Here is a 13,688-nt window from a genome sequence, read left to right on the forward strand (position 1 = left end):
ATTAAGGGTAAGGGGTGATTGTGGGAAAGAATTCTACACAAATAAAGTTCCGAATATCGAAACCCTTTAGGCTGCCAGTTTATGGTTCATGGCATATGCTTTGTGTCATGCTTGCATAGCCCGGATAAAAAACTACCCTAAATTCATAAATTATGGCAAAAGCTAAAAAACAACCCGCTAAAAAAGCCGCTGCTAAGAAGGCAGCAGCTCCAAAGAAAGCTGCCGCTAAAAAAGCAGTAGCTCCTAAAAAAGCCGCTGCTAAAAAAGCCGCAGCACCAAAGAAAGCTGCTGCTAAAAAGGCAGTAGCACCAAAGAAAGCCGCCGCTAAAAAGGCAGCAGCGCCTAAAAAAGCCGCCGCTAAAAAAGCAGTAGCCCCTAAAAAGGCCGCAGCGAAGAAAGCAGCAGCTCCTAAAAAGGCTGCGGCCAAAAAGGCTTCAGCCCCTAAAAAGGCCGCCGCTAAAAAAGCGGTTGCGCCTAAAAAAGCAGTGGTGAAATTCGGAACAGAAAGCGAACAACTGGATAAATTCTTCCACGATTCGCTGAAAGATATCTACTGGGCGGAAAAAAACCTGGCCAAGGCCCTTCCTAAATTGCAGAAGGCCGCCACCAGCCAGGAACTTAAAGACGCCATCAGCGAACATACACAACAAACCATCGACCAGGCCAGTCGCCTGGAAGAAGTATTCACCCTATTAGGTAAAAAGCCCCAGGCACAAAAATGCGACGCTATGGAAGGACTCATCAAAGAAGCCCAGACTATTGTGGAGGAAACACAAAAGGGATCTAACACCCGCGACGCCGGCATTATTGTAGCCGCGCAAAAGGTGGAACATTATGAAATTGCCACTTACGGCAGCCTGGTACAACTGGCTAAAGTAATGGGGCAGGACGAAATTGCTGCTATTCTGGGCGAAATTCTCGAAGAAGAGAAAACGACAGATGTGCTGCTAACAGAAATCGCCGAAGGCAGCATCAACTGGCAGGCTAAAAGCGAAAGCAGTGCCGCCGGTTCTGACGACGAAGACGATGAAGATGAAGACGACGATGACGAATTGGACGAAGTAGAAGAATTGGATGAAGCGGATATTGAAGAGGATGATGATGACGATGATGATGTGGAAGATGACGACGAAGAAGATGATGATGACGATGAAGAGGAAGACGACGAGAAATAGTCTGTATAAAATAAAAGGGGGGCGGATATTTTTCGCCCCCCTTTTTTTGTGTATTGCCCGCCAGGCACCGAAGTCTATTTGATACTAAATATTGGCTTACTCAACAAAAAAAGGGGGACTACACAAATATAGCACCCCTTCATTCAAATTTGTAAATAGTTAATAAGTGGCCTGGTTTTCAGCCAGTGCCGTCTCTATCGCAATACCGATTGATTTCGTTTCTTCAGTTTCATTATCACTGCCTTCCTCAAACCAGTGATTAGCCCCCTCGTTATCCTGCCTTACTATCAGGTAAATAGTTCTCTCGGGTAACTCCACAATGAAGGAGTCTTTTGATTCCTGCGTCACGGGAATACTGGCGTTGTGATGGGTGATGGTTAATTGGGACATAATTGTTTTTTTTTATGAAGGTACAAGCATTGTGCCACCGGTCGCCTCCGTTTGTAAAAATCAGGTGTAACTTTTTCTTTTTATTCCGCCATAAATAACAATACCGCATAATACAAGGAAATAAACTTCCGGTACTGCCGTGTCGTCCATAATTCCCCTGGTTACAGGGTGCAGTTTTACCGGCCATACGCTCCCCACTGTGTAGCGTTGTTCATAACAGGCCTTGCGTCCTAAACGCATCTGTTTTGTGGTGCCGTTTATGCTTACGCTTACCCTGGGACGAGTGTCACAATTGTAAGGGGGAGCAACAACGGTGGCCATAACATTGCTGCCAAAATACTTCTCGTACGCAGCGCCACCGAAATATATCAGCAGCCAGCCCGCAACCAATGTTACTGCAACATAAATATACCAGCGATAAGTTCGTTCGTTGCGCATAGGCCCCGAATGTACGCATTCATCTTTTTAAAAAAATAATTTACTGTTACGCGGAACAATTATTGTTGCATTCCGGGGATTAAGTCATAACTTAAGAAAGGACTATTCACATGGAAAATACGGTTGCATGAAAGTATTTGTTACGAAGACGATCGCCCCCGAAGCGGTGGCGTTTATGAAGGAGGCGGGTGTAGAAGTTACCGAGTGGAAGGAGCGGCGGGAACTGGAGCCGGAAGAACTGATTGGCCACTGCATGAACCATAACGCATTGTTGTACGCCGGACACGGAAAGCTGGACCGCCGCTTCCTCGATACCTGCAATCACCTGAAGGTAATCGCGCTCCATTCTGTTGGTTTTGATAATGTTGATGTTAAGGCTGCCACAGACTTACAAATTCCTGTAGGGAATACACCCGGTGTACTAAGTGCTGCCACTGCCGAAACAGCGTTTCTGCTCATGATGGCCGTTTCCCGTAAGGCTTTTTATATGCACCGCCGCATTCTGAACGGCGAATGGGGATTCTCTGAACCGATGGATAATCTCGGCATCTCTTTACAAGGTAAAACACTGGGTATTTTCGGATTGGGGAAGATAGGGATGGAGCTTGCCAGGCAGGCTACGGCTGTTTATAACATGAAAATTATTTACCACAACCGCCGTCATAACGAAGAAGCGGAGCATACTTACGGTGCCGCCTATGTTTCTTTTGACGAATTGCTCGCCCAAAGTGATGTATTGTCGGTACACGCCGCGCTGACGCCGGAAACGAAAAACACGTTTAACACACAGGCCTTCCGGAAAATGAAGCCCGGTTCTATCTTTATCAACGCTGCCCGTGGTGGCATTCACCAGGAAGATGATCTGATCGCCGCGCTTAACGACGGACTAATTTGGGGGGCCGGCCTGGATGTTACTAATCCAGAACCGATGAAAGCAGATAATCCACTATTGAAAATGCCCACAGTAGCAATATTGCCGCACATCGGTTCCGCTACGGTAGAAACCAGAACGGCGATGGCCATGATCGCTGCGCGTAATATCGTGGCCGGATTAAAAAACGAACCACTACCACATCCGGTAAATCCGGAAGTTTACAGCTAACGGTTTCATTGATCTTCGTACAGCCGCAAACGGGAGCGCAGTACATGCACCTGTTGCTGCAGTTGTTTCATTTTGTTTACTACATGCAGCAGGGCGTCTATGCCTTCTACATTGATATTCATATCGTAATACCAGCTGCGATATGTATCGAGTGAATGCAGGTCGTCAAAGTGGATGCAGGGTTCTGTTTCCACAATGGTAACCGTAATAAGGCCGTTTTCTTCCAGTGCGGAAATAAAACTTTGGTCTGTTTCATACTGCAGGCAGTATTCCCTTACCGTAATCATCTCTGTACTCATACATGGAATTATTTAGAGTCTGCTAATTGCCGGAAAAGGGCTTTCTGTTCCTCGGTAAGCCCTGTCGGTATCCTGATGTTCCAGGTGATATAGAGGTCGCCGTGTTTGCCGGCCTCCTTGTACACCGGGTAGCCTTTCCCTTTTAACCGCACCTTGGCGCCATTCTGTGTTTCAGGAGCTACTTTCAGTTTGATCTTGCCGTCCAGTGTATCGGTGGTTACTTCTCCGCCCAGCACTGCTGTGTAAAGATCAAGGTCGGCGTTTGTGTATAGATCATCATTTACACGGCGGAATACCGGATCTTCATCAATGATAAAGGTGATGTATAAGTCGCCGGCAGGTCCTCCGTTAACACCGGGCGTACCATGACCTTTTAACTTGATCTTTTGACCGTTACCAATACCTGCATGGATGGTAATACGCACCTGTTGGTTATTGATCGAGAAGGTGCGTTGATGGGTGTGGGCCGCCTCACGCAAACTTAACTGTACCTCGCCCTGCGAATCCTGCCCACGGAAGCGTGTCTGGCTACGCCCGCTGCCTCCACCGCCACGGTGGCCGAACAGCGATTCAAAGAAGTCGGAAAACTGCCCGCCTTCTCCAAAATTAAAATCATTGCCGCCACCTGAATATTGGTATTGCTGCGGGCCCTGTTGCTGTTGCCTGGCCTGCTCAAACTGGTCGGCGTTTTTCCAGTTCTCGCCATAAGCATCGTATTTTTTGCGCTTCTCCGCATCGCTCAACACTTCGTGCGCCTCGTTAATCTGCTGGAATTTAAGCTTCGCTTCTTTGTCGTCGGGGTTAAGGTCGGGGTGGTATTTTCTCGCTAATTTGCGGTATGCTTTTTTTATCTCGTCCGTACTAGCCTTTTTATCGATCCCCAACGCTGTATAATAGTCTATAAAAGCCATAAGTTTGTCGTTTAAGAACATACAAGGCACCCAAATTGAGTGCCGTTCCTTAAATTTACGAAAACGTGCAATTTTGTCGGTAAAAACTGTCAAACTGCCTGTTACGCACAACTTCTTTTTTTCATTAGATTTGCCACCGGAAAACCGAATACCAGACCGATCCAATTATTATGTACCGCACCAGCTTAAGTACCGTAGCCTTTTTATTGTGGATGTTGATGGCCCTGCCTGCTGTAGCACAGCAGAAAAAGCCCGCCGGCAAAAAGAAGGGGGTCAAAAAAGAAGTAAAGAAACCTGCGGCGGTTAAAAAGCCAGCACCCAAAGTAACGGAGGTAAAAAAGCCATTGGTGTCAAAAGCGGTATATACACCACCACCTACGCCCAAACCCGATACGGCTGTGGTTTACTACCGCGACAACATCTTCAGCACAGCGGAAATCGACCGCATGAAGGCGTTCCTGATCACCAATGCGTCTAAGCCTGCACAGCCCAAAACGAAACTCTGGTCGCCTTCATACAGCCTGGTATGTATTAACACCGTACGTGCAGGTCTGGAATACCTGCTATACCAGCAGTCCAGCATCCCCGACAGCCTGTTCAGCCGACACGAAGCGTTTAACTGTTTTACCCGTACCAATCGTATCGATATCCTGATGCAACAGCTGAAGGACTCGGGACTGGTGTGCCAGATGCAAACCGTCGGCTTCTCTGGCCTTAACCGCCGGAAGATCGTTTTCATCGATTCGCTGAAAAGCTACCTCGAACCATACGAACTGGATGGAAGTCTTTGGTATACATTGCGCGGCATGATCGGCAACGTGAGGGGCTGGAGTGTATTTACCGTAAGCCTCTGCGCCGGTACGCATGCCGCCATCCTCTCGGTCGACCACCGCGATCCGGATAAGATGCTGGTGTATTGGTCGGACCAAACGCATAACCACCCGGTAATTGCTGGCGGAAAAGCTACGTTACAATATGGATGGGAGCTGATGAACGAAAAGGGCTCCATCAAAACCATACCGCGCGGATTGGATGCCTACGCGCTGCATGCCATGAAAACTTTCTGGTGCGATTGCAGTTATGATAAGAAAGATAAAAATGCCAAAGTAGGTGCCTGTTTTCCCGAGCTGATCATTTGGAGAATAGGGCGGGGGCAGATATAAACGTAGAGAAGCGGGCTTTTACGGCCCGCTTCTCTACCTATGACTTTAATAAATGCAAACCATCCGGTTTTACCATCATAACCCGCTTCGGCATTTATGACCTGGATGAATTAAATACCTTCATCGCTTCCTCGTCCTTATACTCCTCTATCAACCCTTTCAACTGCTTCTTTAATCCCCCAATTACCTGCTGATACTTCGCATCTTTGTACACATTATGTTGCTGCGTGGGATCTTTCTTCAGATCATATAACTCCCAACTGTCTGTTTCTCCATAAAAATGTACCAGGGTGTATTGTTTGCTGCGCAGGCCGAAGTGTGGGTACACATGGTGCGGCTCGGGGTATTCATAATAGTGGTAATACACGGCATCGCGCCAGGCTGGATTTTTAGACCCTGTTTTAACGAGTGGCAAAAAGGAGCGGCCCTGTATGTCGGCTGGCGCTTTTACGCCTGCAATGTCAAGCATGGTGGGAGCCCAGTCGATGTTGGCCATCAGGGCGTCTGATTGTGTTCCGGGTTTAATGACGCCGGGGTAACGCATCATAAAGGCTGTACGCATCGATTCATCATAAATGAATCGTTTATCGAACCAGCCATGTTCGCCCATATAAAAGCCCTGATCGGAAGCGTAAATCACCACGGTGTTTTCTGCAAGTCCGGAAGCATCGATGTAATCGAGCAAACGACCGATGTTGCGGTCGAGTGAACGGGCAGTAGCCAGGTAATCTTTCATATAACGCTGGAATTTCCATTCTGCGAGGGCTTTGCCGGTGGGCTTCTTTTCGTCGAAGTCTTTGGTTACACCTTCGTAATAGGCCTGGAACGGTGCCTGTTGTGCAGGTGTCATGCGACTGAAAAGCCCGGTTTTACGCTGCCAGTCTACATGTACTTTCAGATCTTCTACCATACGCATGGTTTTATCGATCGTCATATCCTGGTTTTTAGCGGCGATCCTGTCTTTATAATCGTCGTAAAAGTTGGAGGGTAAGGGAAAGTTGATATGGTCGTACGCACCAAGGTCCTGCGTATCGGGTTGCCATTCGCGGTGGGTGGCTTTGTGGGCCACTACCAGGAAAAATGGCTTGCTGCTGTCACGGTTCTTGATCCAGTCTACGGAGAAGTCGGTGATCAGGTCGGTAACATAGCCACCAACACGGGCGGTATCTTTACCTTTTTCGATAAAATTAGGATTGTAATAAAAGCCCTGTCCCGGCAAAATCCGCCAGTAATCAAAACCTTCCGGCAGGCTGCCCAGGTGCCACTTGCCTATCCAGGCGGTTTGGTAATCGTGTTGCTGTAACACACGGGGAAACAGCATTTGCGTAACGTCAAACTTACCCTCATTGGCCTTGTAGCCGTTCATATGACTGTATTTGCCAGTAATCAGGGTGGCGCGGCTGGGGCCGCAAATAGAGTTGGTAACCAATGCATTGCGAAATAATACGCCACCTTGGGCAATACGGTCGATGTTGGGCGTTTGCACCAGTTTGTTGCCATACGCGCTGATGGCCTGGTAGGCATGGTCGTCGGAGAAAATGAAAACGATATTGGGCCGCTTTGCTGCGGTTTTGGACTGGGCAAAAGTGCCGAGCGACAATAAAAGAAGAAGGGCTGTGGTTCTCATATGCTAAATAACCAAAAATAGCTGGTTCAAACTGGTGCTTTTTTGCCGGGGACTGCATATTTTTTATATTGTGTGTTCCTTAAACGGATAAAGACATGCAGAAACAATTTGAAGTAGTAAGAAAACTAAGGACCTGGCTCATTGATTTTACCAACGATCTAAGTATCGAAGAATTGAATGAAGTGCCGAAAGGATTTAACAACAACATTGCCTGGAACCTCGCACACCTGGTGAGTACCCAGCAAAACCTTACCTATCGCTTATCTGGCCAGCCAGCTTTGGCCGACGACGATTTTATTGAACGTTTTAAGCCAGGCACAAAGCCAGAAGGCTTTATCAACCAGGAAGAAATGGCTGCCATAAAAACGCAGTTGCTCACCCTTATCGATCGTACGGAAGAAGATTACGATAAAGGCCTTTTTGCCAGTTATAAACCTTTTCAGAACCGTTATGGCATTGAAGTAACGAAGGTGGAAGATGTAATTACGATGATCTGCATGCACGAAGGACTGCATACTGGGTATATAATGGCCCTGAAACGCGCTTTACGCAATAAATAGCGCTTTTTTTCGTAAATTGATAGATGGGACTATTCCCGCTCATTAAAATTCCATGTTATGAAGTGGCTTCTCCAGGTTAAGGGTAAGCGCTACAAGGTATGCGCGTTATTTGTGATGATTATGGTATTGGTGCTCCTGAACAACCTGCTGGAGCGTAGGAACGTGTCGGACCTCGATAATTCTGTTGCCTCTATTTACCACGACCGGTTGCTGCCGGCTACCTATCTTTTTGGCATCTCTAACCATCTGCACCAGGAACGGATGATGCGTTATGATGAAGAAATGCCTGTGGCCGAAAAACAGCGCCTGCACGCCCAACACGACGCAGCTATCCACAAGCTGATAAAAGAATACGAAACCACACACCTTACATCCGAAGAGGGGAAACAGTGGAAAGTATTCAAAGCACGTTTGTCTGATTATAACAATCTGCCAGCTACTGCTACGCCCGAATTGCTGGATAAACATTTCCTGCGCAGCCTCGAAACGCTGAACAGTCTTAGCGACATTCAGGTGGCGGAAGGCAAAAACCTGCAAAACAGTTCCCAAAACATTGCAAGCGACTCCACGATCAGCTCGCAGCTGGAAATATCGCTGCTGATCATACTGGGTATGGCGGCCATCGTACTGCTGCTGATTTCTGATAGACCATTGCTTTTTAAAGACCAGCCGCCGGTGCTTAACTAAATAGCTCTAATACAGTTACTGACGGTGTTTTTGCCGGTGGCTCGGAGGCTTGCTGTATGTGATACACAGCCGTTTCTTCGAACCGGGAGGCCACTACGATTCGTGTAGCGCCCGCATGCTGCGTGAAAAGCGCCTGCACCAGTTCCGGGTTGTTATTGTCCCGCGAAAGGTGGGAGAGAAAAAGATGGGTCATGTAACTGGGACGGTGCGCCAGGAAAAGCTCCAGCGCCTGTTTGTTCGAAAGGTGGCCTTTGCCTCCGCGTATACGGTTTTTCAGGAAGATGGGGTAACGTCCCTTGTCGAGCATTTCCTCATCATAATTAGCTTCTAAAAACGCCGCGTGGCATTGTTTAAAATGATGCACCAGGCGTTCGCAGGGCGCACCAATATCTGTAAATACACCGATGTTTACCCCTTCGTAAGTGATCATGAAACTGTATGGATCAACAGCATCGTGTAATTTAGGGAAGGCTGTTACCCGTATGTCACCAATTTGCACCGGTTCGGTGGGCTGAAAACAGTTTACCTGGTCTATATGTATGTCGAGCTGACCATGCTTCAAGGTGTCCGGCGTGATGTAAACGGGTAGTTTATATTTTTTCGCGATCACTGGTACACCGCGAATATGATCGCTGTGCTCGTGGGAGATGAAAAGCGCCTTTACTTTGTTCATCGACAGCCCCAGCCGGTTCATGCGTTTCTCCGTTTCGCGGCACGAAATACCCGCATCAACCAGGATCGCATCTCTGCTGTTTCCTACATAGTAACAGTTACCATTACTCCCCGAATTCAGTGATGTTACAAATAATGCCATATCTGTTGCAAATAAACGAAATAAAGGGCGTTGCATGGCATGTTTTTAGATAAATGGTCAGGGTAACCCAATCACTTCATTTAAAACGTGTGTTATGGCAATCAGAAACAGAACAATCGGCAGTCAGGGGCTGGAGCAAGGCGGCCCCAACCTGGGCAACGACTACAGTCGCGATATTAGCAGGGAAAAGGCGGAAAGTACGACGAGTAAAATCGTTGTGCCGAACAAGAAGAAGGACGCCGCGGGTGGAAAGCGAAAGCCTGCTAAAACTGGCAGTAAAAAGTAAGTTGGTAGTTGATATAGTTAAATTGTAGCATTGGGCTGTTTTGAAAGTGATCCACTTTAAAACAGCCCAATTTAGTTTAAACAAGATGGGTTGCTGAAAATTCAACAAAGACAATGGGCCGGCTCAAAAGCTTATCGCTTTCGAGCCGGCCCATGTAGCTGTAGGGGTAGGAGTCGAACCTACACGAGGCAGTTAGTCAGGGCAAAAAACGTTAATGGTTAGTTGCGGTCCCCAATTTATCCTGTTATCCTCACCCCCGAGACAAGAGGGCATGTCTGCCAGTTTCATCACCCCACATTGTTTGTTTGTGATGTTATTGCAAATATACAGTCAATGGTTGTTTGGTTCCAAATATTTCAATAAAATAGACTAAACTTTGAGATTTATCTAAAATAGAGATGTTTTTATTAAGATATGGAAAATAAGGCCGCTTTAATCGCATAAAATTAAATATTGACTAACAATGACTTCTTTATTAAAAAAGGAACTGTTTCGTATGAAATCAGTTCCTTTTTTATACTCCCGCCCGCTATGGGCGGGGATTTGGTTCTACAACCGTACTATTTCTTACCCTGTTTTTCGCTTTTATGATCTTTTTTGTTGTGCGTCATATCGTCGCCTTTGAACTCCTGTTCTTCGTTTTTCCTGCTGTCCAGGTTGTCACGTATCTCAGGACGGGGTACATTGTTGTTGCCCTTTTTAGGTGTGTTGTTCTGCTGGTTTACCGTTTTCATAAAATATGCTTTTAATGGTAATGGCCGTAAAACCGTGCCAGCGAAAGCTGCTAAAATTGTATTATTGGGGGATGAATGATAAGGACAAGAAACATCTGGGCAAGTTCCTCGCCTTTTGTTACGCCACCAGCCAGAAACCGTGGGGCTTACGCTTGACGTAAACGGCTGGGCGGATGTGGAGGAACTGATCGTTAAGTGTACCGAACACGGACAGCCGTTCACTAAAGAAGATCTCGAGCAAATAGTAGCCACCAACGATAAAAAACGCTACACTTTTAACGACGATCATACCCGAATACGGGCAAACCAGGGCCATTCGCTGGAAGTAGAATTAAATCTTAAAACAGCAGAACCACCTGAAATCCTTTACCATGGTACGGTTGATAAGTTTCTTGAAGCCATTGGGCAGGAAGGGCTAGTGAAAAAATCGCGGCAACATGTACATTTGAGCCAGGATTTGGAAACTGCTCAAAAAGTTGGAAGCAGGAGAGGAGCCCCCGTTGTACTTAAAATAAAAGCCGGTGACATGCACCGCAACGGACACATTTTTTACCTCTCGGACAATGACGTGTGGCTTACCGATCATGTTCCTCCCACATTCCTGGTTAAATAATTATGAAGCAACAAAAGGAAAGGATATTTGCGATAGGAGATGTACACGGCGCATTAAAGGCGCTACAGCAGTTAATCGGTAAGATAGCGCCACAACCGGAAGACAAACTCATTTTCCTCGGTGATTATGTAGACGGCTGGTCGCAGTCGGCTGAGGTAATTGATTACCTGATAGAGCTGGACAAGTTGCATGACTGCATTTTCATGAAAGGCAACCACGACGCCTGGTGCGAAGAGTGGCTCATTAGCGGCAAACCAGACAGCATTTGGGTATTCCAGGGCGGCAGCGTTACCGTAGATAGCTACAGGAATGTGAGTGAAGAAAAGAGGACGGTACACCTTGACTTCTTTAACCGCATGCAGAACTTCTATATAGATGACCAGAACAGGCTTTTCGTTCACGCAGGTTTCGCTTCCCTTCGCGGCCCCCAGGCCGAACGTTACGAGGCTAACTTCCGCTGGGACCGCACGCTTTGGGAAACAGCACTGGCTACCAGTCCGCGTTTAAATAAAACCTCCATGACTTACCCAAAACGTTTACTGCTGTTTTCGGAAATATTTATCGGCCATACACCCACTACCAATTACGGGAAAGATAAACCCATGAGAGGCAGTAACGTGTGGAATGTGGATACCGGTGCTGCATTCAGGGGAAAGATATCTGCACTGGAGGTGAATACGAAAAAGGTATTGCAGAGCGATAATGTGTACACCTTCTACCCCGGAGAAAGGGGACGGAATGTGTAACGCAGTTTTTTATCCCGTGCATTGGCCGCTGGTCATGGCCACTTCTGTTTTCTCAATTATTCTTTTACCTTCACCGTTATATATATTTTAGCGCGCTTATGATAAAGATTAAACACCTGCTTTTAGGCAGTGCATTGCTGGCAGGCAGCCAGAGTTTCGCTCAGAAAGCAAAACCCATTCATCTCTTTAATGGTAAAGACCTGAAAGACTGGAACGTGAAGATTACGGGTTACGACATGGATGATAACTTCGGCAATACTTTCCGTGTAGAAGATGGCGTACTGAAAGTATCTTATGATGGTTACGAAAAGTTCGATGAGAAATATGGTCATATCTTCCATAAACAGAAATTTTCGGCTTACCTGCTGGTGATGGAATACCGTTTCACCGGCGAACAGGTGGCTGCCGGCCCCGGTTGGGCATGGCGCAACAGCGGCGCTATGATCCACGGCCAGGAAGCTAAAACCATGGGTAAAAATCAGGACTTCCCGATTTCTATAGAAGTGCAGTTACTCGGTGGTAATGGTAAGGACCAGCGTTCTACCGCCAACGTATGTACGCCGGGCACCAATATCGTGCTGAAAGGCCAGCGCGACCGCTCCCATTGCGTAAATTCGAGTTCTAAAACCTATGCCGGCGACCAGTGGGTGCGCTGTGAAGTCCTTGTACTCGGTGATTCCCTGATACAACACATTGTAGAAGGCGACACCGTACTGGAATACACCCATCCTGAAATCGGCGATGGCAATGTTGGAAACTTTGATCCTGCGCAGAAACAGGATGGTAAACATCTGACAGAAGGTACTATCTCCCTGCAGAGCGAAAGTCACCCCGTTGAATACCGCAAGGTAGATTTGTACGACCTGTCCTCCTACATGGGTAACCAGAAGAAGCTGGCGAAACAGATCGAGAAGTTAAAGAAGATGAAGAAATAACACTTTGTATAAAAAGTAAAAAAGCCCGGACAACAGCCATGTTATCCGGGCTTTTTTGATGAGCTAAATGCTATTTATTTTTCAATCCCACTACGGCCCAGAAGGCTGGTTTAGGTTGATATTCCCGGTCGAACAGCAGTGGGTAGTTCGTTCTGCCTCTCACCGGCCACCCGTTAAGCCAGCTATTTCCATCATTCACCCCCCAAAAAGTAACCCTGTCGATCTTATCCCGATGTTTCAGAAAAAGCTGGAACAGCGCTCGATAATCAGCTGCCAGCTGTTGTTGTACACTATCAGGTAAACCATTTACATAGGGGTTGGTGGATGGGGTGGCCTGCATCCGCTGGTTCACATCCGCACCCTGGAAATTGCGTGGCAGTACCTCTATGTCCAGTTCCGTGATCGCTACCTTTATGCCTAACGCGGCGTATTCGAGAATGCTCTGCTCAATATGTTTCAGCGGAATTTTACCGAGGCTCCAATGACCCTGTATACCCACACCATCGATACGCACACCTGCTGCCTGCACCTTTTTTATCAGCGCGATACAACCAGCCCGTTTCGCAGGCTGCTCGTTATTATAGTCGTTATAATACAGCACCGTGTTAGGCGACGCCTCCTGTGCCAGCCTGAATGCCTCAGTTACATAATCATCTCCCAGCTTATCCAGGAACACCGATTTGCGCATGGAGCCGTCCTCATTCAATGCCTCGTTCACCACATCCCAGGATAACACCTTGCCGCTGTAGCGGCCGGCTACTGTTTTAATATGCTCCTGAAAGAAGAGCCGGAAGGAGTCAATACTTTGTAGCTGTTGCGCAAACCGTGGCAGCTGGCTGTGCCAGATCAGTGTATGGGCGTTGATGCCGATGTTGTTATTTCGCCCATACTCCACCAGTGCATCGGCCGGGCCGAAGTTATACCTGCCCCATTCCGGGTGAATGGGCGCTGCTTTCATCACGTTCTCCGGCGTGGCTACGTTGAATTGTTGCGGCACGAGGAGGGCCGCCCGCGGATCTCTCCCCTCAACTTGTGCTGCGTTCAAAGCCGTACCGATCACAAAATCGCCGGCAAATACGGCTTTGAGTGAAGGGATTTCTTTAGTAGCTGTAGTTTGCTGTACCTGCTGGCTTTTAACAGGGCCTGCGGCAAGCAGGCAGCCCAGGTATATGACATAGTGGATCTTCATCATTGATATATCAGTTTGT

The 13,688-nt window shown here is 47.4% G+C and carries 17 protein-coding genes; 9 read left to right on the forward strand and 8 right to left on the reverse strand.

Going from position 1 to position 13,688, the window contains the following annotated elements; translation table 11 throughout:
- The first annotated feature begins 152 nt into the window (after window positions 1-152).
- Complete coding sequence (locus tag QZT80_RS25235; RefSeq protein ID WP_295128940.1) at window positions 153-1,175, forward strand: ferritin-like domain-containing protein; 1,023 nt, start codon at window positions 153-155, stop codon at window positions 1,173-1,175.
- Between the two features lie 159 nt (window positions 1,176-1,334).
- On the opposite strand, the gene QZT80_RS25240 is transcribed toward QZT80_RS25235, so the two are convergent.
- Both QZT80_RS25240 and QZT80_RS25245 read right to left on the reverse strand, forming a co-directional pair.
- Window positions 1,335-1,565 (reverse strand): hypothetical protein, encoded by a 231-nt coding sequence (locus QZT80_RS25240; protein ID WP_295128942.1) that lies wholly within the window; start codon window positions 1,563-1,565, stop codon window positions 1,335-1,337.
- A gap of 60 nt (window positions 1,566-1,625) precedes the next feature.
- Window positions 1,626-2,003, reverse strand: a complete 378-nt coding sequence (locus tag QZT80_RS25245) for a hypothetical protein (protein ID WP_295128943.1) — start codon at window positions 2,001-2,003, stop codon at window positions 1,626-1,628.
- 127 nt (window positions 2,004-2,130) lie between these two features.
- Between QZT80_RS25245 and QZT80_RS25250 the strand changes: the two genes are divergently transcribed.
- Window positions 2,131-3,105, forward strand: coding sequence for a D-glycerate dehydrogenase (locus tag QZT80_RS25250; protein WP_295128944.1), 975 nt, complete (start codon window positions 2,131-2,133; stop codon window positions 3,103-3,105).
- Between the two features lie 5 nt (window positions 3,106-3,110).
- Here the strand turns inward: QZT80_RS25250 and QZT80_RS25255 are convergent, their stop codons facing one another.
- Entirely contained in the window at window positions 3,111-3,404 is a 294-nt protein-coding gene (locus QZT80_RS25255) for a chaperone modulator CbpM (RefSeq protein WP_295128945.1), read from the reverse strand.
- An 8-nt stretch (window positions 3,405-3,412) separates the two neighbouring features.
- Entirely contained in the window at window positions 3,413-4,315 is a 903-nt protein-coding gene (locus QZT80_RS25260) for a J domain-containing protein (RefSeq protein WP_295128947.1), read from the reverse strand.
- A gap of 170 nt (window positions 4,316-4,485) precedes the next feature.
- Between QZT80_RS25260 and QZT80_RS25265 the strand changes: the two genes are divergently transcribed.
- Window positions 4,486-5,478 carry a hypothetical protein gene (locus QZT80_RS25265; RefSeq protein ID WP_295128948.1) on the forward strand — a complete coding sequence of 331 codons (993 nt, stop codon included), beginning with the start codon at window positions 4,486-4,488 and terminating at the stop codon, window positions 5,476-5,478.
- 94 nt (window positions 5,479-5,572) lie between these two features.
- Here the strand turns inward: QZT80_RS25265 and QZT80_RS25270 are convergent, their stop codons facing one another.
- On the reverse strand, window positions 5,573-7,105 hold the full coding sequence (locus QZT80_RS25270; protein ID WP_295128949.1) for a sulfatase: 1,533 nt from the start codon (window positions 7,103-7,105) through the stop codon (window positions 5,573-5,575).
- Between the two features lie 95 nt (window positions 7,106-7,200).
- Between QZT80_RS25270 and QZT80_RS25275 the strand changes: the two genes are divergently transcribed.
- Both QZT80_RS25275 and QZT80_RS25280 read left to right on the forward strand, forming a co-directional pair.
- Entirely contained in the window at window positions 7,201-7,665 is a 465-nt protein-coding gene (locus tag QZT80_RS25275; protein WP_295128950.1) for a DinB family protein, read from the forward strand.
- Window positions 7,666-7,722: 57 nt separating this feature from the next.
- Window positions 7,723-8,352 carry an MCP four helix bundle domain-containing protein gene (locus QZT80_RS25280; RefSeq protein WP_295128951.1) on the forward strand — a complete coding sequence of 210 codons (630 nt, stop codon included), beginning with the start codon at window positions 7,723-7,725 and terminating at the stop codon, window positions 8,350-8,352.
- Here QZT80_RS25280 and QZT80_RS25285 read toward each other — a convergent pair.
- Window positions 8,345-9,166 (reverse strand): MBL fold metallo-hydrolase, encoded by an 822-nt coding sequence (locus QZT80_RS25285; protein WP_295128953.1) that lies wholly within the window; start codon window positions 9,164-9,166, stop codon window positions 8,345-8,347. The genes QZT80_RS25280 and QZT80_RS25285 overlap by 8 nt on opposite strands.
- A 94-nt stretch (window positions 9,167-9,260) precedes the next feature.
- Here QZT80_RS25285 and QZT80_RS25290 point away from each other — a divergent pair, with 94 nt between their 5' ends.
- Entirely contained in the window at window positions 9,261-9,452 is a 192-nt protein-coding gene (locus tag QZT80_RS25290) for a hypothetical protein (RefSeq protein ID WP_295128954.1), read from the forward strand.
- Between the two features lie 560 nt (window positions 9,453-10,012).
- On the opposite strand, the gene QZT80_RS25295 is transcribed toward QZT80_RS25290, so the two are convergent.
- Window positions 10,013-10,186: a hypothetical protein gene (locus tag QZT80_RS25295; protein WP_295128955.1), complete on the reverse strand. Its 174-nt coding sequence runs from the start codon at window positions 10,184-10,186 to the stop codon at window positions 10,013-10,015.
- Window positions 10,187-10,301: 115 nt separating this feature from the next.
- Here QZT80_RS25295 and QZT80_RS25300 point away from each other — a divergent pair, with 115 nt between their 5' ends.
- The 3 genes from QZT80_RS25300 to QZT80_RS25310 all read left to right on the forward strand — a co-directional run bounded on the left by QZT80_RS25300 (window position 10,302) and on the right by QZT80_RS25310 (window position 12,480).
- Window positions 10,302-10,799: an RNA 2'-phosphotransferase gene (locus QZT80_RS25300; RefSeq protein ID WP_295128956.1), complete on the forward strand. Its 498-nt coding sequence runs from the start codon at window positions 10,302-10,304 to the stop codon at window positions 10,797-10,799.
- Between the two features lie 2 nt (window positions 10,800-10,801).
- A complete protein-coding gene (locus QZT80_RS25305) occupies window positions 10,802-11,545 on the forward strand; it encodes a metallophosphoesterase family protein (RefSeq protein WP_295128957.1) in 744 nt (247 codons plus the stop codon).
- 98 nt (window positions 11,546-11,643) lie between these two features.
- Window positions 11,644-12,480, forward strand: a complete 837-nt coding sequence (locus tag QZT80_RS25310) for a DUF1080 domain-containing protein (protein WP_295128958.1) — start codon at window positions 11,644-11,646, stop codon at window positions 12,478-12,480.
- Window positions 12,481-12,550: 70 nt separating this feature from the next.
- Here QZT80_RS25310 and QZT80_RS25315 read toward each other — a convergent pair.
- The coding region (locus tag QZT80_RS25315; protein ID WP_367112891.1) for an endo-1,4-beta-xylanase at window positions 12,551-13,688 on the reverse strand (1,138 nt) is incomplete at its 5' end.

The organism is uncultured Chitinophaga sp. (assembly GCF_902168175.1).
Taxonomy (GTDB): Bacteria; Bacteroidota; Bacteroidia; order Chitinophagales; family Chitinophagaceae; genus Chitinophaga.

Coding starts and splice junctions, on each gene's coding strand:
- QZT80_RS25235 (WP_295128940.1), top strand. CDS start 153: ATGGCAAAAGCTAAAAAACAACCCGCTAAAAAAGCCGCTGCTAAGAAG.
- QZT80_RS25240 (WP_295128942.1), bottom strand. CDS start 1,565: ATGTCCCAATTAACCATCACCCATCACAACGCCAGTATTCCCGTGACG.
- QZT80_RS25245 (WP_295128943.1), bottom strand. CDS start 2,003: ATGCGCAACGAACGAACTTATCGCTGGTATATTTATGTTGCAGTAACA.
- QZT80_RS25250 (WP_295128944.1), top strand. CDS start 2,131: ATGAAAGTATTTGTTACGAAGACGATCGCCCCCGAAGCGGTGGCGTTT.
- QZT80_RS25255 (WP_295128945.1), bottom strand. CDS start 3,404: ATGAGTACAGAGATGATTACGGTAAGGGAATACTGCCTGCAGTATGAA.
- QZT80_RS25260 (WP_295128947.1), bottom strand. CDS start 4,315: ATGGCTTTTATAGACTATTATACAGCGTTGGGGATCGATAAAAAGGCT.
- QZT80_RS25265 (WP_295128948.1), top strand. CDS start 4,486: ATGTACCGCACCAGCTTAAGTACCGTAGCCTTTTTATTGTGGATGTTG.
- QZT80_RS25270 (WP_295128949.1), bottom strand. CDS start 7,105: ATGAGAACCACAGCCCTTCTTCTTTTATTGTCGCTCGGCACTTTTGCC.
- QZT80_RS25275 (WP_295128950.1), top strand. CDS start 7,201: ATGCAGAAACAATTTGAAGTAGTAAGAAAACTAAGGACCTGGCTCATT.
- QZT80_RS25280 (WP_295128951.1), top strand. CDS start 7,723: ATGAAGTGGCTTCTCCAGGTTAAGGGTAAGCGCTACAAGGTATGCGCG.
- QZT80_RS25285 (WP_295128953.1), bottom strand. CDS start 9,166: ATGGCATTATTTGTAACATCACTGAATTCGGGGAGTAATGGTAACTGT.
- QZT80_RS25290 (WP_295128954.1), top strand. CDS start 9,261: ATGGCAATCAGAAACAGAACAATCGGCAGTCAGGGGCTGGAGCAAGGC.
- QZT80_RS25295 (WP_295128955.1), bottom strand. CDS start 10,186: ATGAAAACGGTAAACCAGCAGAACAACACACCTAAAAAGGGCAACAAC.
- QZT80_RS25305 (WP_295128957.1), top strand. CDS start 10,802: ATGAAGCAACAAAAGGAAAGGATATTTGCGATAGGAGATGTACACGGC.
- QZT80_RS25310 (WP_295128958.1), top strand. CDS start 11,644: ATGATAAAGATTAAACACCTGCTTTTAGGCAGTGCATTGCTGGCAGGC.